Source organism: Delftia sp. CH05 (assembly GCF_009827015.1).
Lineage (GTDB): Bacteria > Pseudomonadota > Gammaproteobacteria > Burkholderiales > Burkholderiaceae_C > Comamonas > Comamonas tsuruhatensis.
On record NZ_WUMG01000018.1, the window covers coordinates 76,833 to 95,444 of the forward strand.

At 53.8% G+C, this 18,612-nt stretch carries 16 protein-coding genes and 3 pseudogenes; 6 read left to right on the plus strand and 13 right to left on the minus strand.

Annotated elements, in window-relative coordinates; translation table 11 throughout:
• Window positions 1-98: 98 nt before the first annotated feature.
• The 9 genes and pseudogenes from GRX31_RS15970 to GRX31_RS16010 all read right to left on the minus strand — a co-directional run.
• A pseudogene (locus GRX31_RS15970) lies at window positions 99-329 on the minus strand (isocitrate lyase); the annotation flags it as partial.
• A gap of 243 nt (window positions 330-572) precedes the next feature.
• Complete coding sequence (locus GRX31_RS15975) at window positions 573-1,745, minus strand: site-specific integrase (protein WP_160853567.1); 1,173 nt, start codon at window positions 1,743-1,745, stop codon at window positions 573-575.
• A 281-nt stretch (window positions 1,746-2,026) separates the two neighbouring features.
• The gene (locus GRX31_RS15980) at window positions 2,027-3,235 is read right to left on the minus strand and encodes a DUF3631 domain-containing protein (RefSeq protein WP_160853569.1); all 1,209 of its coding nucleotides are present in this window, start codon (window positions 3,233-3,235) and stop codon (window positions 2,027-2,029) included.
• 1,004 nt (window positions 3,236-4,239) lie between these two features.
• Window positions 4,240-4,716 carry a hypothetical protein gene (locus GRX31_RS15985; protein ID WP_160853571.1) on the minus strand — a complete coding sequence of 159 codons (477 nt, stop codon included), beginning with the start codon at window positions 4,714-4,716 and terminating at the stop codon, window positions 4,240-4,242.
• Between the two features lie 120 nt (window positions 4,717-4,836).
• Window positions 4,837-5,205, minus strand: a complete 369-nt coding sequence (locus GRX31_RS15990; protein WP_160853573.1) for a hypothetical protein — start codon at window positions 5,203-5,205, stop codon at window positions 4,837-4,839.
• 89 nt (window positions 5,206-5,294) lie between these two features.
• Window positions 5,295-5,702 carry a hypothetical protein gene (locus GRX31_RS15995; RefSeq protein ID WP_160853575.1) on the minus strand — a complete coding sequence of 136 codons (408 nt, stop codon included), beginning with the start codon at window positions 5,700-5,702 and terminating at the stop codon, window positions 5,295-5,297.
• 97 nt (window positions 5,703-5,799) lie between these two features.
• Entirely contained in the window at window positions 5,800-6,429 is a 630-nt protein-coding gene (locus GRX31_RS16000; protein ID WP_160853577.1) for a hypothetical protein, read from the minus strand.
• Complete coding sequence (locus GRX31_RS16005; RefSeq protein ID WP_160853579.1) at window positions 6,426-6,914, minus strand: hypothetical protein; 489 nt, start codon at window positions 6,912-6,914, stop codon at window positions 6,426-6,428. The genes GRX31_RS16000 and GRX31_RS16005 overlap by 4 nt, the downstream gene beginning before the upstream one ends.
• Before the next feature lies 1 nt (window position 6,915).
• The gene (locus GRX31_RS16010; protein WP_160853581.1) at window positions 6,916-7,284 is read right to left on the minus strand and encodes a DUF4177 domain-containing protein; all 369 of its coding nucleotides are present in this window, start codon (window positions 7,282-7,284) and stop codon (window positions 6,916-6,918) included.
• 221 nt (window positions 7,285-7,505) lie between these two features.
• On the opposite strand from GRX31_RS16010, the gene GRX31_RS31170 reads away from it, so the two are divergent.
• The 3 genes from GRX31_RS31170 to GRX31_RS16025 all read left to right on the plus strand — a co-directional run bounded on the left by GRX31_RS31170 (window position 7,506) and on the right by GRX31_RS16025 (window position 9,962).
• Window positions 7,506-7,802, plus strand: coding sequence for a helix-turn-helix domain-containing protein (locus tag GRX31_RS31170; RefSeq protein ID WP_442874083.1), 297 nt, complete (start codon window positions 7,506-7,508; stop codon window positions 7,800-7,802).
• A gap of 419 nt (window positions 7,803-8,221) precedes the next feature.
• The gene (locus tag GRX31_RS16020; protein WP_160853585.1) at window positions 8,222-8,974 is read left to right on the plus strand and encodes a restriction endonuclease; all 753 of its coding nucleotides are present in this window, start codon (window positions 8,222-8,224) and stop codon (window positions 8,972-8,974) included.
• A 361-nt stretch (window positions 8,975-9,335) separates the two neighbouring features.
• Window positions 9,336-9,962, plus strand: a complete 627-nt coding sequence (locus tag GRX31_RS16025) for a hypothetical protein (RefSeq protein WP_160853587.1) — start codon at window positions 9,336-9,338, stop codon at window positions 9,960-9,962.
• A 225-nt stretch (window positions 9,963-10,187) separates the two neighbouring features.
• On the opposite strand, the pseudogene GRX31_RS31175 reads toward GRX31_RS16025, so the two are convergent.
• Window positions 10,188-10,700, minus strand: a pseudogene (locus tag GRX31_RS31175) (transposase); the annotation flags it as partial.
• Between the two features lie 269 nt (window positions 10,701-10,969).
• Here GRX31_RS31175 and GRX31_RS16035 point away from each other — a divergent pair.
• Entirely contained in the window at window positions 10,970-12,691 is a 1,722-nt protein-coding gene (locus tag GRX31_RS16035; RefSeq protein ID WP_160853589.1) for an AIPR family protein, read from the plus strand.
• 347 nt (window positions 12,692-13,038) lie between these two features.
• Here the strand turns inward: GRX31_RS16035 and GRX31_RS16040 are convergent, their stop codons facing one another.
• The 3 genes from GRX31_RS16040 to aceA form a co-directional block, all read right to left on the minus strand.
• Complete coding sequence (locus tag GRX31_RS16040) at window positions 13,039-14,202, minus strand: restriction endonuclease (RefSeq protein WP_160853591.1); 1,164 nt, start codon at window positions 14,200-14,202, stop codon at window positions 13,039-13,041.
• Between the two features lie 261 nt (window positions 14,203-14,463).
• Entirely contained in the window at window positions 14,464-15,408 is a 945-nt protein-coding gene (locus tag GRX31_RS16045) for a DUF6236 family protein (RefSeq protein WP_160853593.1), read from the minus strand.
• Between the two features lie 218 nt (window positions 15,409-15,626).
• Window positions 15,627-16,958 (minus strand): isocitrate lyase, encoded by a 1,332-nt coding sequence (aceA, locus tag GRX31_RS16050; RefSeq protein WP_016448318.1) that lies wholly within the window; start codon window positions 16,956-16,958, stop codon window positions 15,627-15,629.
• 362 nt (window positions 16,959-17,320) lie between these two features.
• Between aceA and GRX31_RS16055 the strand changes: the two genes are divergently transcribed.
• Both GRX31_RS16055 and GRX31_RS30850 read left to right on the plus strand, forming a co-directional pair.
• On the plus strand, window positions 17,321-18,271 hold the full coding sequence (locus GRX31_RS16055) for an EamA family transporter (protein WP_160853595.1): 951 nt from the start codon (window positions 17,321-17,323) through the stop codon (window positions 18,269-18,271).
• A 216-nt stretch (window positions 18,272-18,487) separates the two neighbouring features.
• Window positions 18,488-18,612 (plus strand): annotated as a pseudogene (locus GRX31_RS30850) (SWIB/MDM2 domain-containing protein); the annotation flags it as partial.

Sequence of the window (18,612 nt, forward strand, 5' to 3'; positions counted from 1 at the left end):
GCATTTTAACCCCAGCAAAGAAAAAGCGCCCGAAGCACAAGGCCCCGGACGCTTTCTCACCCCTATCTACCTGAAGTTGCACTCACCGAAGCCGCGCTTCAGTGGAATTGCTCCTCTTCCGTGGAGCCGGTCAGCGCCTTCACGCTGGACGAGCCGCCCTGGATCACCGTGGTCACGTCGTCGAAGTAGCCTGCACCCACTTCCTGCTGGTGCGACACGAAGGTGTAGCCTTGCTCGCGGGCTGCGAATTCAGGCTCCTGCACCATGTTCACGTAGTGCTTCATGCCTTCGCCGTTGGCGTAGGCGTGGGCAAACTTGAAGGTGTTGAACCTTCCAGCAATACTGTAAGTGGCAGATTTTCAACGGGTTTTTCCATTTTTCTTGTCTGCTCTTCGCACCCACCCAACCATGCCCCAAGCCGCCAAGGTGGCCCGTTGCCGGTTGAGCGACTGTTGCACCCTTGCCCTACCGATAGTGGGGCAGCCCAGCCCCCACGCCCCTCCCAACCCCATACGATGGGCAGGTGATCGCGTGCGGGGTTCGCCACCTCTGCCTAAATTTTAGGCAGTTTTTTAGACACTGGGTCTCCAACTTGTGTCCACCACTTTTGCCGCTGCATCCACAGCAGACATCAGCGTCTCGTCTGCCAAGTGGCTGTAGCGCGCCGTGGTCTTGATCTGGGAGTGGCCAAGAAGTTTGCTCACCACATAGATGGATTGCCCCGAGTTCACCAGATTGCTCGCGAACGTGTGGCGCAGGTCATGCATCCGCAGGTCTGCGATCCCAGCCTCCTTGCGGACCTTGTCCCAAAGATAGAACAGGTTGCCAAACGGCCGCTTGGTATCCGGGTTGGGAATCACATAAGGGCATCCGCTCCAACGTGGCAGCCCCCGCAACACCTCCAGAGCCCTGTCAGAGATCGGAATGCTTCGGGCTTTCCCGCTCTTGGACAGAGGAATGCGCCAGTTGCGCCGCTCCAGATCAACGTCTTCCCAACGTGCATCCAGCAGCTCACGCTTGCGGCATCCGAGCAGCAGCAAAAGAGCAACGATGCTCTTCAACTGGGGAGAACCACACTGGGACAGGGCCTCGTGCAGGCGCTGGGTTTCAGCCGCGCTGAGATACCGCTCCTTCGCGTTGTTCGGGTTGAACAGCACCACACCGTCGGCAGGGTTGGACTCACTTCCCGGGATGCCTTTCTTCCTCGCCAGATTGAACATGATCTTGAACAGGACAGGTATCTTGTTGGCATGAGCCAACGCGTAGCCTTTCGTGCGCAGATCCTGGTGAGCCTCGGCCAGCATGTTGGTCGTGATTTCGTCCAGGTGCTTGGCTCCAAAGCGCGGCAGGACATGGCACTTGAGGAAGCTCAGCGTGGACTGAAAATTCCTCCGGTGCAGATGGATGTGCGGCACATAGGTCTCGCGGATGAACTCGGCCAGGGTCGGCACCGCACGCAAGGCTTGGCGCTCCTTCAGAGGATTGCCGCCCAGCTCCACCTCCGAGCGCAACCGCATGGCCTTCTGCCGGGCCTTGTCGTAGCTGACAGCAGCAGCGTCGCCGATCTTGCATTGGCGCAGCTTGCCGTGGCTATCGTGATAGCGCAGGTAAAAGGTTTTACCCCCTGAAGGTCGAGCCTCCAGAATGAACCCTTTGAGTGCGCTGTCGTAATAATCCACCTTGGATTTTCCGGGTGGACAAACCGCTTCACGCACAAACTGTGCACTGAGTTTGACAATGGGCATACAGCCTCTCCTTTCATGAGGTTGATTGATAAAGAACCGCGTCCATGGAGATAGGCGCTAAAGCAATAGGCGCACGAACGCCTCTCCACATGGACGTGGATATTCACAAGAAAATGGGTTAACAAAGATGCGAAGCAGTCTCCCCGAGACCACCACCGCAGGAGTTGACGATGAAAATCATCGACTTAGGAAAAATCGCCTGAAAACCAGAGGCAGCGGCCACCAGTGGTTTCCCAAGGAAGGCCACCACCTTTCCAGGGGCAGCACTCCCGATCACCATGTCAGAAATTAGGTATTGGCGGCTTGCCTATACGAGGAGGCTTGGCTTCCTCCGAGGTCGGCTCACTTGGCAAGTCCGGCAGATACCGCGCAAAGGCATCGGCAAACTCACGCACCTCGTAGCCTTTGGGCGTATAGCCCTCTTTCATTCGCACGGTCTTTGTTTTTATTCCATAGGCACTCATGAACTTCGCCAACTGACGCGCCGAGAGAGGTTTACCGTGATTGTAGGTACGCCAATCCATATCCTCATCTTCATGGAGCATTTGCAACAAAACGGCCGATGGAATGTACTTTTCCTTATAGCTAGACAAGACTTCGCGGATGTCCTCCAGTAGTTGATTGGAAGATGACTTAGGCGGCGCTGTTTCTTCACAGTTTTGCAGAGCCGCTTCGCACGCTTTGCGATACCACTCTTTACCTAAGCAGTGTGCAATAGTGAGCAACGGCTCCCAATTGTCTTGTTGACGATCACTGAGGCGCTCGGGCATCTCGTCCCATCCTTTCGAAAATACGTCCTTGTTGTCCATAGCAAACTTCAGAATTTGAGAGCGCAAGTCTTTAAAGACCTTTGGATCAGCGGAGCGCAGGCGCTTCACACTGTCGTCCTTGGTCTTGCGCTTCATGGGAACCTGGATACCTCGACTCATCGTGGCACTTGGCAAGTGCCGCTCAAGCATGATTCCAGCCATGACTTTGGGACCATAAACATAGTAGGCGCGCTCGGTGAGCTCCTTGCCATCGGACTCCACCCGCAAGACAAACCCGCCCTGCTCATAGCCTTTGTTCACTACCCCGGCAAACTCTGTCTTTCCCTCCATAAATGTGTCGGCTTCATCGATCAAAATAGTCGGCATGAAATTAGTGATCAACCTAAAAAGTGCTGCCAAGGTAATATTGGCCGACTCCATTGGACGAAAAACAAACTTCTCCACCACTTTTAGCAGCTGAGTTTTCCCACACTCTCTTTCGGGCGCGTTAATCAGTAGAAGAGGACAACGTTGGAAATCTCTATAGCACCATGTATTAATAGACCATAGTGCCACAGTCAAGGCATCATGGTCCGATATAACCACGTGATTTTTAATAGCACCAATCATGCCATTCATTAATAGATCGCAATCAACCCTCCCATCAAACGGAACGACATTGTTCGCATCCAGGCTCTTTGAAATGATTAAAGAAGTTGAGTTTTTTGGCTTCTGCTTCATGATCCATCCTTGTTTAAGCAGTTGAGGTTATGGATTGGTCAATCCATGGTTCGCTGAGTACAAGCAGCGAGCCAGAACTGAATTCTGAACGAAAGCTTGGCCCTTGCAAATAACCCCATTAGACCCCTCACGATAGCCATTTCCAGAAAATTAAAAGAATACTAAGGACGGAAGCACTCTAAACAAGGAATAAGAAAATTAATAAGGCTTAGAGCACTTCTCAGTGGGAGATTTCTCGTTTGCGATAGGAAATGATTCCTAGCCGCTTGTCGAAATAATCTAAGGACGGAAGTGCGTCAAGTAGGGAGAAAAAATTTATTGGATAGAAGCACTTCTCGCTGGGAAGATTTTTGTCATAAGGCTAGAAGCACTTCTGCGTGGGAGACAAGATGGTAAAAAAGTCTCACAACGCTCAAAAAATAGGCAAACAGGCAGAAAAAATAAAAAACTCATGCCCGTATCCTTTTTCCAACACAACGGCTTCTCAGGCAGCGTTTTTCGCCAGTCCCCTCCCCATCCCGATCCGCAACATCTGCAACGCCGCAACGTTGTTGCAGGGCATGGCCCGGCGGGTGGCGCCGTGGCAGATGTGGCGGATTACGGGGAGAGGGCGTGCCGCCCCCCGGGCCGGGGCCGGCGAGCCGGGTGGACCGGAGGGGACCGCGTCGCGCCCCCGACGGGTACCCAGATTGCCCCCAGGTGGGGTCGACAGGGGGGGCGGGATGCCCCCCTCCTGGGGCGGTCGCCGCACGCCACCCTGGCCCACTCTGGCGGCCACCGGCGGGGATGGTCCGTGAGGCCGGGCTCACGGCATGGGCTTAGCACGGACTACTTTCGGAAGTAACCGACCCACAGTGCGATCCCAGCACCGATCAGAATCAAGATCAGTAGCAAGGGATACATGAAGGTCAGCGCAGCGGCAGCAGCGATCGACATGGGACGGGTCACGTTGAACCACATACCCAGCACCAATACCGTGACCAAGGCGGCCTGTATCCCCGGGGTCAAGCCCCCTCCTTTGTCTGCCGGCGCGACTTCCCTGTCGAGCGGGTGGCACTGCCATCGTCCTTTGCCTTGGGCGGGTTGCGCATGACGCCCTCCAGCGTTGCCCCAGGCACATGCTCATGGAGCCGCGTGTTCACCTCGCCCGGCTGGATCAACCCCAAGCCCCGTAGCGCAGCCAGCACGAAGCCGCCTGTATTGATGGACTTACCGGGATGCAGGCAGTGAAAGCTCTTGGCCGTCAGCCCCTGCGCGCCCACGACAATCTCCTCTATGGCCTGAGCAGTCGCCCAGTCCTTGCACCACACGCCGTTGCCGGTGCTATCGGCGATGCGCAGATACAGCGCGTTGTCCCCCTGGCTCCGGCCCACCGTATAAGTGAGCGTGCTTCGGCCCGAGACGGACAGGCAACTGCCGCTGTAGATGCTGTCGATCGATGTGGGCTGATGCCTGGCTTCTGTCGCGTCGATTTCACTCATAAAGTTCTCCTTGGTAGATGGATGCGATAGGCAGGTGGCCTATCAGATAAGGTGGCAAAAAGCCCTCAGACAAAAAAAAACCGCCTCGATGGGCGGCAGGTGGTGGGTGATGAAGGCTGGTCACTGTGATCTGGCCCTCACCTGGCTGGCGCAATAGGCCATCAACTGGGGGGCAAGATCCGCATGCTTGGGCACGTAGATCACGACTCCAAACCCGTCATCACTGAGCACGAGGGTCAGTTCGAACCAATCCTGATGGCTCTCGGCCACATCGCAATCGCGGTCAAAAAGTGAGAAACCCAGTTCCGCATCAACCGCAGTCAATGCATCGCTGGGATCTAAAACCAGGATTTTGATGAGACTAGACAGGTCGTCCATCTCATATTCGATCAACTCTTCAATGCGCAGACCAATCAACTGACCCAGCTCGGTGCCCAAGGCCTGAGCACAGGCGTCGTGAATTGATAGTGAATCAGAATAAACGTACATAAAAATCCTTTCTGTTAGAAAAAAGAAAGCCCGCCGAGGATTTCTCCAAGGCGGGCGAGGTAGGGAAGCGACTACTTAAATATATGTGATTAATGATCAGATTCAATTTTCTCTTTTTTAAATCTCTCGAGAATACTTCCAAAAGTATTTAGCGGCAAATATGTAGAATCCTTATTACAAACCAAACCAATATCTTTTAAAGCTGCAAGGACAAACCCTCCAACATTATTATCACCAGAATCCATGAAATCGTTTAAATCTTGACCTGTCCATTTAGATTTACTAGACAAAGTATTTTCGATACTCCTGCCACACAACCAATGCACGTGGTAGGTTCCACCCCCAGGATTTTCAAGAATACGCAGATGCAGCGTACTGTCTGACTCACGTTCACCGATTTGATAGGTCAGTTTTCCTCCACCTTTCAAACGCGGACACTTTGATTGATAAACAACGTTTATTAAACCTTCAGCTTTTACAATTCCAATTTTAGACATACAAGCTCCTATCACGAAATTCTATCGCAATAAAAAAGAGCTTGCGCATAAACCCGTGAAAACTCTTCCCAAGCGGATAACTTGAGAAGAATTTCAATCACTTCACTCTCACCTTGAGTGCGGTGAGAGCTAACCCGCCGATAGACACCAGCAATGGAGCCAAAAGTAACACAGAGAACAGGGGCAACAACCGGCCTGTCCCAACCAAGTGCACCCCTTTCGATATCAGCATGAGCGTCATGGAGTTGATCCACGGAACAGACAGCGCGATTGCGTGCCATACCGTCATGCCGAGTGCCAGCACCAACGTTCCGGACCAGACTCGCTTGAGCACGGTGTAAGTTGCCTTCGGCAGAAACGAGCACCAAGCCATCACACCGAGCAGCGCGGCAGCCACCAGGGTTGTCGGCCAGAGGTACATCAGGACAAGCACCCATACACAAGCAGAAGACAGAATGGCTGTGGCCCATCGAGCGAAGTACTCACTCTTAGGCAACAGATCGATAGCCTCTAGATAGGGAACCGACAAGCGCTCACCAAACATCTTCAGCAGCAAGCCGCCAAGGGTCAAGGCCACGCTCAGGATGACGTTGACCAGGCGGTCATGCATCAAGCCGCTGTTCATGATCCGTCGCCCGCCCATACTATCGACAGCAACATCGCTGCCCAAGGCGAGGATGAGCATGACGATGCCCACAAGCATGATCGCGGTTGAAACCCTCTTCATTCGTGGCTCCCTTCTTTGGATTGAGCCAACTCGGCCCTGATCTCGGTTTCGTGGCGATTGCTTACCTTGGTGACGTAGTAGCAAGTCCAAATCAGCATTCCCAGGCCAACCCACCACGCCATAAAGAAACCAAGGACGGTGCCCAACATAAGGAGGCCAAATGCCCAGTTTTCTCCTTTGGTGAATCGTTTGGTGGCAAGCGCGCTGATATGCGCATCAACCTTCTTCTTGGCTTCCTGGCTTACTCGCTCATCCAGCACGGGAGCTGCATCAGTTGATACTTGCTCCTTGGTGCCGTGCAGCTGGGCCTCAATCTCTTGAATCTTCTGCGCCGCCTCCTTTTCGGCAGACTCTTTGATCACCCTCTCTTGGGCTTGCGCCCTTTGCCGCTGCTCAAGTGCCTCCTGCCGCTTGTGTGAATCCTGGGCAGCCTCTTCCTTTTGCAACTGCGCCCTTCTCTCGGCAATTTTTTGGTTCAGATCCAATTTATTCCTCGCTCAGTAGATTGCTCAATACCGCCCCTGCGGCAACCATGCCCGCTGCCCCGACTGCAGCTCCGCGCCCCTTGCGCTTGGCTGCGTCTTCGGCACGAATCACATCGTCAATACATCGCGCGGCTCTTGCGGTGCGCTCGGACTCCGGCACTCGCCTTTCAAAAGTGATCATCAGGGTTTCCCTATCTGCAACGACGAGATGCCTTTGCATGACTTTCTCCATAAACACCAAGCGCCATCCCTCTGACGCCATGACATTGATATAAGCCTCCAAAACTTCAGTTTCGATTCGACCCTCTCCGAGCAAAATCGAACTGATGGCCCCATCTGCTACGTCAATGACTTTGTATTCGTATTCCATTTAATTCTCCAGGTTAATATTAAAATACCCACAAGCAAATCATTCAAAATACAAAAATTTATTTTCATCAGAATTAGAAATATAAAATATATTCAAACAATATTCGATAATCAATTGCCTATATATGTAACGTTTTTCGTGACGACAGGTTACCACAGTGTAACGAAACTCGCTACATGAAGTCTGTACCCTTGGAGCTATCCAACGTCGTAGGGCGCCGCATGCGTGCTCGGCGTGAAGCCCTGCAGTGGCCTCAAGAAAAAATAGGAGTGCTAATCGGCATTGATGAGTCATCAAGCCGTGCCCGCATCAGCAGGTATGAGTTGGGAACACATGAACCCGCTGTGAAGACCGCGAGACTAATCGCAGACGTACTAGGTGTTCCACTCGCCTATCTATATTGTGAAGATGACGAGGTAGCCGAGCTTCTTTTGGCACTGAAAATGCTTAGTCCTTCAGCTCGCCATCAAACAATTGCCTCTTGGTTTAGCCAGCTGAAAGACACTTCGGGTGCCTAGCTATCGTATCAAGGGCCATCATGGGATCATTTGAGAACAGCTGCTGCCGAGCGGCTCACGACTGATGCTGTCCGACCCTGAGCCGACGTTGGGTAACACAACTCCAAACTGTCGTTCATTCGCGACCCGCTGCCTGACAGTCAAAAAGGTGGCGTCTGAGTGCGCGGCCGCAGCTTGACAGAGAGATATATTTGCCAAGCTGAGCCCTGCCGGGTTGCGTTAACGTCAACGGCAATCTGTCAAGCTGGGCTCCGCTATACATAGACGCGGGACTCACTCGGCCGAACAGCAATGGCCGTCACAATACAGTCAAGACATCTAATGCGCCCGATGTCTAACATCCCACTCCAGAGGGCCGCTTCGTCGGCGTGCCGACTATGCGCCCCTGAGCTTGCACGTTAGGCCCCACAATACACCGTATGCGTCTCTCTCAGCAGAAGCTCTTTGATCAACTTGAGCAGCGTCGAAAAGCAACGACGTACACGTTTCGCCCTTTATTCCCTGAGGTGCCATCCGTACATCCGCGCGGCACTCTGGCACATTTTGCGGACCAAATTGGTCGCACCTCTGAAGCACTGATCGCTCAGTTTGCTGAGGCAGGACTTCCAGACCTTACGCCATCACTGCGCTTGCTGGATGAGCACAAGGAGCACCTCCTTGCCTACCTTCGCGCAAAGCATTCGCCTGCTGCAGTTCTGTACGAGGAGAAAAATCCGCCTCCCCTGAGTCTCGTTGTTGTTCAGGACGTCACCGCCGAGCTCATGGCGCATCTCGCGAGAGAGCCGCAGCTTCTCTATCAACTAGCGCCGCGGAAGTTTGAAGAACTAGTTGCGAGACTTCTTGAACAGCAGGGATGTGATGTCACTCTGACAAAAGCAACGAGGGACGGAGGTTACGACATTCTTGGGCGTGTTAAGACTGGTCCCGCATCACTATTGTTTCTCGCCGAGTGCAAGCGCTACGCTCCAGAAAAAAAAGTAGGGGTAGAAGTTGTTCGTAGTCTCTATGGCGTTACTGAGATACAGAAGGCCAACTATGGCCTCGTTGTCACAACGTCGACGTTTACCCGCGATGCAAAAGAAGAAAAGCTGAGAATTGGTCCACGTATACAATTCGCCGAGTACGATGATCTGTGTTCATGGCTGGCGAGTACGTCGAGAAGCCGAGCTTAAACCTCGCTCAAGCGGAGAGCCAACGGCGCGCAGCCTGGCCGCCGAAGTGGCTCTATTTACCATCAGCCTCACGGCCCAGTCGTCACACCGTCGTTTCCTGCTGCTTGAACGTTGAGCGTCAGCTTTCATGTTTGGTGATCGGCTGTCTCTGGCCGCCTGCGGCTGTTGCAGGCCGACCCTCTGCGGTCACCCGCAAGGTTCCTTTGATCGACTGCTTTTGCAGCGATTGATGCTCATTGCGTCCGGAACACGAATGACTACTTTCTGCCATGCAGCACTCATTTTCTAAAAGTGGTGATACGCTTTCTAGGAAAATCTGGTCGATTCATGCGGCATATGTTTTAGACATCAAACCATTAAAATGCACCAATACAACAAGGATACAGAATTCGCAGCATCTAACTTAATAGCTCTTGCTCGCGACGAAGCTGGTCAGTTGCTACGTTTGCAAAGTGATCTGCGACAAATAGAAGCAGAAGTAGCACATCACTATTGGGACTTCTCCACTAGCGACATGAACGATGACTTTCCCGAGTATCAATCGATAAGTGCTTTTCGAAGAATGGCAGAAGCTCATGCTAAAAAACAGCAGCAAGAGCGTCGGATAAATTCCATTCAATCAAGCATGGAGTCAAAGAAGACTGCCATTGAATTTATAGCTGGTTCCATTCTTCAGTTAGCGCGCCAAGGAATATCTATCGTACATTCAAATGATCCACAATCACCTCCTGGCAGAATGATTGGGAGTGTCAGCCTCAGGGAGGTCGTTTGGTACGGCCGCAATCAAGCAATTCACTATGAAGAGCGGCCAAAATCGCCAGTTGTGGCCCTTTTCAGGACCCTTGAACAAGAGCAGGGACGGCATTTTTCTCTATCACTGAATCACGGAAAAAGCATGGCAAAGCACGTGATAACTCTTCTTGGCTGGGACAGTTATGAGGCTTACCTAAGCGACATGGAAAGCCTTCTTGAATCGACAAACCTCTAGATAGCTGCTAGCCTCCAATTAATGGCTTCTCTGAGCAGTTCGCGAGCATCGCTGTCAGCACCCCATTGCAGTCGCCCAAAAGGTTGCAGGTAGGCGGCCGCTTTGTATGTTGATTTCAACCGGTCAACTCAACACACTCATCAAAAGCTTCGGCAAGTGCTCTGAACCCCAGCATCTTCCTGGGCCGCTGGTTCAACTGCCTTGCCAAGAGCGTGCGATAGATGCTTCGTGCGACACCTGCGAGCCCCTTTCCACCGGGTAAGTCCGTTTAAGCCAACCTGCGATCTGTTCCGGCGACCATTGATGCTGAAATTTGCCCACCACGATCTGCGCCAGGACTGGATTGCTCGCCAGTTTGCATGGCTTGGGACGGTGCGCACGTTCCCAAGCGGCCTCATCAGCGCGCGCTGCCCTGTAGCAGCTCTTGCCACCGTTGCGGTGAAGCACACGGCTGACAGTGGATACGGTTCACACCAGGCGCGCGGCAACGCAGTGGATGGACTCACCTGGAGCCAATGCCCGTGAGATCTCCTCGCACTCGACGAGGGTCAGTGCCAAGCAGGATCTATGGCGCGCTGGCGGGCGGATTCCACCGGTTGCAGCCAGGATGTTCTGAATGGAGGTATGTGGTCGATCGAACACGTTGCCGATCTGGTGCAGGGTATCGCCCTTGCTCCAACGATCCCACATCATCTCTTCCTGTGCTCCGGTGTAGTAGATCAGAGGTCGTTGCTTCATGGCCAGCACGCCTTGCGCCAGGTGCAGTCATCGACCGGTTGAATTCATAACCCGTTGCGGTCATTCGTTGTCCTATCGTGCCGCCGGCAGCTTTTTGAGGGGAGCGGTACCACAACAACCCGCGCACCAACACCCACTCATCCTATTCATTTTCCAAAGCCGTGTCCACAACGTCAGGAATAGGTTCAATCTCGGCAATGATTGTTACCATATATGACGTGAGCGGGCGCCGACGCCTCGCCCCAGTTCAATCATTTCAGGAAATCGACATGGATCTTGTCACCCAAAACCTTGTGGCTGCGTTCAAGACCGAGGAATCTCTCCCCAAAAATATGGACGATGCCATAGTCCTAGAGCATTTCGTGAACTACTGCGCCATCTCAAACGAGTATGGAGAAGAGTTTGACGTCGAGGACTTGCATACTGGCGGTCCGGACGATCTAGGTATCGATGGTGTAGCTGTCATAGTAAATGGGACCTTGGTGTTAGACGAGCAGGAAGTTATAGATCTGGTTTCAGCAAACAAATATATCGAAGCTAACCTGATTTTCTGTCAGTCGAAATCCGGAGGGTTTTCCGGTGACGAAATCTCGAACACCTTCTTTGGGTTAAAGGACCTCTTCTCCCAGAAGTCATCGATGTCACGGAATGCCAAGATCGCGGAGAAGGAGCATTTGATCAAGTTCATCTATGAGCAAAGTGCCTTGTTCAAGCGCGGTAATCCAATCGTGAAAATCTACTACGCCACTACAGGCAAGTGGCAGGACGATCCCAAGTTAATCAAGAGAGTAGAAGTTGAGCGCGATGGTTTAATGGATCTTGACATCTTCGGTTCTGTCAGTTTCATCCCCGTCGACGCGAAGACGCTCCAGCGGCTTTACTCAAATGCCAAAAACCGTTTCTCTAAGTCCATCGAGTTTGCCAGCAAAATCACGCTACCTGAACTGCCTGGAATCCAAGAATCCTATCTTGGCTACTTGCCGTCTGACGAATTCATGAAGCTCATATCAGACGACAGCGGCAATATGCTCAAGGGGCTGTTTTACGACAATGTGCGTGACTTTCAAGGCGACAATGACGTTAACATGGAGATTGAAAAGACGCTTGAGGACGAGTCACGGCGTCTCTTTGTACTAATGAACAACGGCGTGACGGTCGTAGCAGACTCTATCCAGAAGACTGGCGACCGATTCACGCTTGAGGGCTACCAAGTTGTTAATGGCTGTCAGACGAGCAACGTGCTCTTCCGCAATCAAGGCAAACTCGAAAAGGTACAAATCCCATTTAAGCTCATCGTGTCGCAGGACGGGGTGGTGAAGAATAAGATCATCAAGGCCACAAACCGGCAGACTACAGTCAAGCCAGAGGAACTTACCTCCTTAACCGATTTCCAGAAATCGCTGGAGGATTACTACGATGCGGGTGATGGAGACTCTAAGCTCTACTACGAGCGCCGCTCCCAGCAGTTTCGCACAACAACCGGCATCGAGAAAATACGAATTGTCACCATTCCGAACCAAATCCGTGCATTCGCCTCAATGTTCTTGGGGCTTCCTCATCAGGCCAGTCGATACTACGGAGCCTTGTTGAACTCCATCGAGTCGAAAATTTTCGTTGCGGATCATCCTCCGAGCGCCTACTACGCCAGTGCGTTAGCTCTCTATCGGCTTGAGTCCCTCTTTCGCCGCAAAGCGCTGGATACAAAATACCGGCCTTTCAAATACCACTTGCTTCCAATTGCTCGGATCATCGCGGCGGGCGAAACGAATGAGCGCATGAACTCCAACAAATTTGAGAAGTATTGCGAAAAGCTGGTTGTCGCTTTTAAGGATGACAAAAGGGCAGCCAACGTATTCAGTGAGGCAGCCGACGCCATCAATATGGTTCTCGACGGAAACTATAGTCGAGACAAGGCCAAGGACGCCACTCTGTTCTCTACCGCCGCCGCAGGCCTCGCGAATGCCAAAAAAAGCATGGCTAAAGCAATTTGAGTCTGATGTCGGCAGTAGGGTTTTGTCGAACTAAGCAACTGCTGTCGAGCGAGGGACGAGTAGCTCGCGTTGTCGCTCGAGTAGGTCTTGGAGAAGCCCGCCAGATATCCGGTCCGCTCCGGCCATGAGCGGCTGAAACTGGCCGAACGGCTGTCGCAGGTCAACCCGTTGCAGTCGTTCGTCCCGGGCCTATCGGTTTTGGCTTTGCAGCGTGAGCGGTCTGTCGCCTGACGACAGGCTCAGCGGATCGGCGGGATAGCGCTGAACTCCCCCTCAGCGGTCGTTCGCGTCAGCCAGCAATCGACCCATAGCACACATCCTGCCCAAGCACCAAGATGCTCAGCGCCTCATATTTCCACACGCCAGAAAGCCATTTCCAGCCACTGCCGAGCTCGAAGAGTCTCAAGGGACACCCCTTCATCCCACTTATGCATGATGCGTCGCAAGACCGCAGGAACCGCATGCCTAGCTCTAACCGAAGGCGGCAGATCGCCGACATTGGCCATAATAGGCTTTCCAAACATTTCACGCCGCCCTTCCATTAGGGCTGAGATGTCTTGGTAAAGGTCGGACGGGTAATGCAACAAGATCCGTTGATCATTATCTGGTGGAAAAATTCGGAGCTCAATGGTGCCAGCCCCTACGATGAACGACTCCTGGTCCAGGGAGGTCTGAATGTATGCCCGGAGTATTTGCGGCGTGTCTTCCTCCCATGCCTTACAGACATAACTCGAAAGGGTATCCTCGTTCATCACCCTGAGTATGTGACGGGCGGCTCTTTCCTCATCGGACACAAGACGCCGGAGTTGTTGCCTAAGCTTGATGCGGTCACGACGTTGCGCGTCATTCAACTGCCGATTCTCATAATTCCGCAATTTTTGAAGAAGAGCATCGCTTTCGCGCTGCCGTATCACGAGTCTCCCGCTCGGCCAGTCATTGAGGTCTAGCTCAAGCTCCCGCACCTCCAATTCGAAAGCAGTTTCATCAACTTCCAATATCCCATTGCTTGAAAACCAAGTCTTCAAAAGCGGTTCCGGAGCAGACCCGCCAACAGCGCCAAAGTGCTTGGCTGCAACATTTCTTTGGAGGGTGATGCGACGCACGAGCTCGCTCCAACCAAGAAGCACCACCTCGAAGTCACCTTGGGTCTTGTGCTTCTCGTTCACCTTTCGAACGTGAGCCTGCAGCGTCGCGTCCTCTTCCGCGGTTGTGACAATATAGAAGACCTTTAAGGCAGGCGAAAAACCGAGAGCCTCAGCCACTTCATCGTCCACGTCCGTTTTGGTCAGCTTCTTCACCGGCCATCTTGACTTGCGCTTGCACTGAATGCCAATTGGGTAACGCGATCCTTGGCGAGCGATTATGTCAACGCCATGTTGCCGCTGGCCTGCACGCCCATGTCGCACCGCTGCAGGATCATTCCAAAGCGTCTGAAAAAGGTCCGCACAAAGCTCTTCGAATTGCTCCCAGCTTCGAGGAGGCGCGTAGTCAAAGTGATGGAAATCGGACATTGCAGGTGTAAATGAGTAAAAGTGCAGTGGTTGAAATTAGGTTAACTCGCATGAGCAGGTTGGGCCAAGGGTCCTCTGCAAAACCTAATATTCTGAAATTGAATTCAATAGAATTAATATGTTACATGCAATAATCGGCTGAAAATAGGGGTTTTGCAGCCCCTCCCCAACGACAATCTGCTACTGGCGCTGGATTCCACCGGACACTGAAACCTGAGATATCGAGTAGTATAAATCAGCAAGGCATTAACGTCGTACCTGCTACTTTATCCAATCAATTTCCTCGTGAAGATGATGAACATACCTGAATGGTGATTTTTCCATCAAGTCTTTTCTTGTACCGTATGTACTAGACAACTTAATGCAAGAAGCGGCAGCCAGCCCCAGCGATGTCATGAAGTCGTTTGTACTGAGGAGGTTGTATGCAGCAACACCAAGGCCCGCAAGAGCCCCTCCGTTAATTTCCATTCCAACTGAAAAGTCAGCGATGCGAACCGGCATTCTCACTTCGCGAGCCACGGTCAGCAGATCTTTGCATGCAGCATCAATGCGGTCCCATTGCACTGCGAGCTCTTCAGCACGATCTGTGGCGCCCGTGATCAGCCGTTTGGACTGACCCAATTCTGCGCGTAACGCCATAAGCTCAGGCGCTCTAATTCGTTTAAATTCGAGCAGATCAGCCAGCGGTGTATCACCTGTGGGAATGGGAATAGCCCGATGCAGGGTTACGGTGATGCCGCGATCTGAGACTATCTGGTCACCTAAGACAGACCTAATGTCAAACTCGGACTCTGCTGACAAACTCCATCGCCCAGGATCCTGAGCCTCTAGCTCTCGATATGCCCGGAAATAAGCTTCAGCCAGACTTTTCCCAACAGACATTGAGGCTGGTTGTAGTTGAATTTCCGGCCTACGCAGAACACCAGTGCTGCTTAGGAAGGCAATATCGTTGCTGTCCTCACTTTTGAAATATGAAACGGACGGCCAAGCGATGCACTCCCAAAAGCATAGTGCAAACCTCAAACTCTCTGCTGATAGATTCGCACGCGTCTCCAATGTGCCGTCCTTACCCTCTTGAAAGGACGGCACGAGCATGATGCCATTCCCGCCTTTGGGTCGCACCCCATAGCCTGGGTCTGATAGTTTTCGTTGTCTACTTTCTCCCACCATGCCGTCCTCTTCAAAAAAACTTGATGAAATGCGCATTATGTACCTCACACGCAGCGATGGATTTCACCCTGAAGCGAACACTCAGTGTGCGGAGTTGACCATCTGCCGATGGCCGAACGCGGCCGGTCGCAACCAACCCGACCAGCAACAGCCCAATCTGCACAACCCCAGCAAAGAAAAAGCGCCCGAAGCACAAGGCCCCGGACGCTTTCTCACCCCTATCTACCTGAAGTTGCACTCACCGAAGCCGTGCTTCAGTGGAACTGCTCCTCTTCCGTGGAGCCGGTCAGCGCCTTGACGCTGGACGAGCCGCCCTGGATCACCGTGGTCACATCGTCGAAGTAGCCTGCACCCACTTCCTGCTGGTGCGACACGAAGGTGTAGCCTTGTTCGCGGGCTGCGAATTCGGGCTCCTGCACCATGTTCACGTAGTGCTTCATGCCTTCGCCGTTGGCGTAGGCGTGGGCAAACTTGAAGGTGTTGAACCAGTTGATGTGGATGCCGGCCAGCGTGATGAATTGGAACTTGTAGCCCAACGCAGACAGCTCTTCCTGGAAGGAGGCAATCTGGCTGTCGTTGAGGTTCTTCTTCCAGTTGAACGAGGGCGAGCAGTTGTAGCTCAGCAGCTTGCCTGGGCAGGCACCATGCACGGCCTGGGCGAACTCGCGGGCAAAGCCGATGTCAGGCACGCCGGTTTCGCACCACACCAGGTCTGCATAGGGTGCGTAGGCCACGCCGCGGCTGATGGATTGCTCCATGCCGTTCCTGACCCGGTAGAAGCCTTCCTGCGTGCGCTCGCCGGTCAGGAACGGCTTGTCGTTGGCGTCATGGTCGGAGGTGATCAGGTTGGCGGCTTCAGCATCGGTACGGGCCAGCACGATGGTGGGCACACCCATCACGTCGGCGGCAAAGCGCGCGGAGATCAGCTTTTCGACGGCTTCCTGGGTAGGCACCAGCACCTTGCCACCCATGTGGCCGCACTTCTTCACGGCGGCCAACTGGTCCTCGAAGTGCACGCCTGCCGCGCCAGCGGCAATCATGTTCTTCATCAGCTCGAAGGCGTTGAGCACGCCGCCGAAGCCGGCTTCGGCATCCGCCACGATAGGCAGGAAGTAGTCGATGAATTCCTTGTCGCCGGGGTTGATGCCACGGCTCCACTGGATTTCGTCGGCGCGCTTGAAGGTGTTGTTGATGCGGCGCACCATGGTGGGCACCGAGTCATAGGCGTACAGCGACTGGTCGGGGTACATGGTTTCGCTGGTGTTGCCGTCGGCAGCCACCTGCCAGCCCGACAGGTACACCGCTTCCAGGCCGGCCTTGGCCTGCTGCATGGCCTGGCCCGCAGAGATGGCGCCAAAGGCATTCACGTAGCCTTTCTTGGCACCGCCGTTGATCCTGTCCCAGAGCAGTTCCGCGCCGCGCTGGGCCAGCGTGTATTCAGGCTGCAGGCTGCCGCGAAGACGCACCACGTCAGCGGCGCTGTAGCCACGCTTGACACCCTTCCAACGGGGGTTCTGCGCCCAGTCTTTCTCAAGGGCGGAAATCTGTTGTTCGCGGCTCAGTTGCTGGGTCAGGGATTGGGGCATGTTGCTCTCCTGGGAGGTTGTTGAAACAAGCGGCTTTCTTGCGTCGGCCTTGGGATCAAATTTAAGTCTTATAGAAGACCCGATCAACATCTTGTGTCTTATACAAGACTAAATTTTTCTTCATAAAAATCAACAGCTTATTTTCATATTTTTCAATGTGAAATTGCATTTCTCGTATTGAGAAAAAATGGCGCAACGCAGCAATTCAATTTTTCACAATGCAAAAAGAAGATTCCATGCAGTGAAAAATTGCCACAGCATGGCAAGCATTCGCGACACAGGTATGTCACGGGTGCCTGCCGTGCTCGCAGGTACCATCGCGCGTTCAGGCAGCGCCACCGCCGCCCCAAACTCCACAAGCCGTGAACACCTCCCATCGCAGATCTGCCTATGCCTGCCTGGCGCTGAGCATGTCCCTGGTCGGCAGCTATGTCGCCCTATCCAAGCCCTTGGCCGCCATTTTTCCGGTGCTGTTGCTGGCCTGGCTGCGCTTTGGCATAGGAGCCATCGCCATGCTGCGATGGCTGCGCAAGCCGGCCGACGAGGCTCCCTTGCCGCGCCGCACACAAGGACTGCTGTTCCTGGAGTCGCTGTTCGGCAACTTCCTCTTCACCATCTGCATGGTTACCGGCGTCAGCCTGACCAGCGCCGTCACGGCAGGCGTGACCATGGCCGCCATTCCGGCCGCCGTGGCCTTGATGAGCTGGCTGTTCCTGCGCGAGCGCGTGGCCGCGCGCACCTGGCTGGCCATTGCACTGGCTGTGACCGGCATAGGCTTGTATGCACTGTCGCGCCCCGACGCGGGCACCGCGGCAGCCTCTTCGACCTCGTCGCAGGCATGGCTGGGGCAGATGCTGCTCGTCGGCGCCGTGCTTTGCGAGGCGTTTTACGCCGTGATCGGCAAGCGCCTGACCACATCCCTGGGGCCCAAACGCATCACATCCATCGTCAACCTCTGGGGATTTGCGCTGTCAACTCCCTTCGGGCTGTATCTGGCCTGGCACTTCGACTTCGGCAGCGTGCAATGGAGCATCTGGGGACTGCTGCTGTTCTACGCCCTGGTTGCCTGCGTGTGGACCGTATGGCTGTGGATGACGGGCCTGCGCAGCGTGCCAGCCTCGCAGGCGGGCACTTTCACGGTTTTGCTGCCGATCAGCGCCGCCTTGGTCGGCATGTGCGTGCTGGGCGAACGGGTCACATCCATGCAGGCGCTGGCCTTCGCGATCGCCCTGCTGGGCATTTTTGTGGCTACCTGGCCCGCCCGAAAACTCTCTTCGGAACCTTCTTCCACAAGCGAGGCCCGCCTCCTCTGAGAGCGCTGACTCCGACGGCCCTCCAGCCATGGCGGCCCCCGAAAGGGAGCAGGAATGCAAAAACTCTTCAAAAAACAGCGCCACAGCAACAAATCGAGGCAAAAATTTGACGGGTGAGCTTGGAAGACCGTTTTTTTCCCATTAGCATCAGCCTGCCAGTGGATAGCGACGGTTTTTCGCTGGTAAAGAATCCACTCCATACTAGGAACAAGCAACATGGCAACTGCAAAGAAGGCAACGGCTGCTCCGGCAGCTCCCGCAAAGAAGCGCACTCCCAACGCCGCCTTCATGAAACCCCTCACCCCCAGCCCCGCTCTGGCTGCCGTGGTGGGTTCCACCCC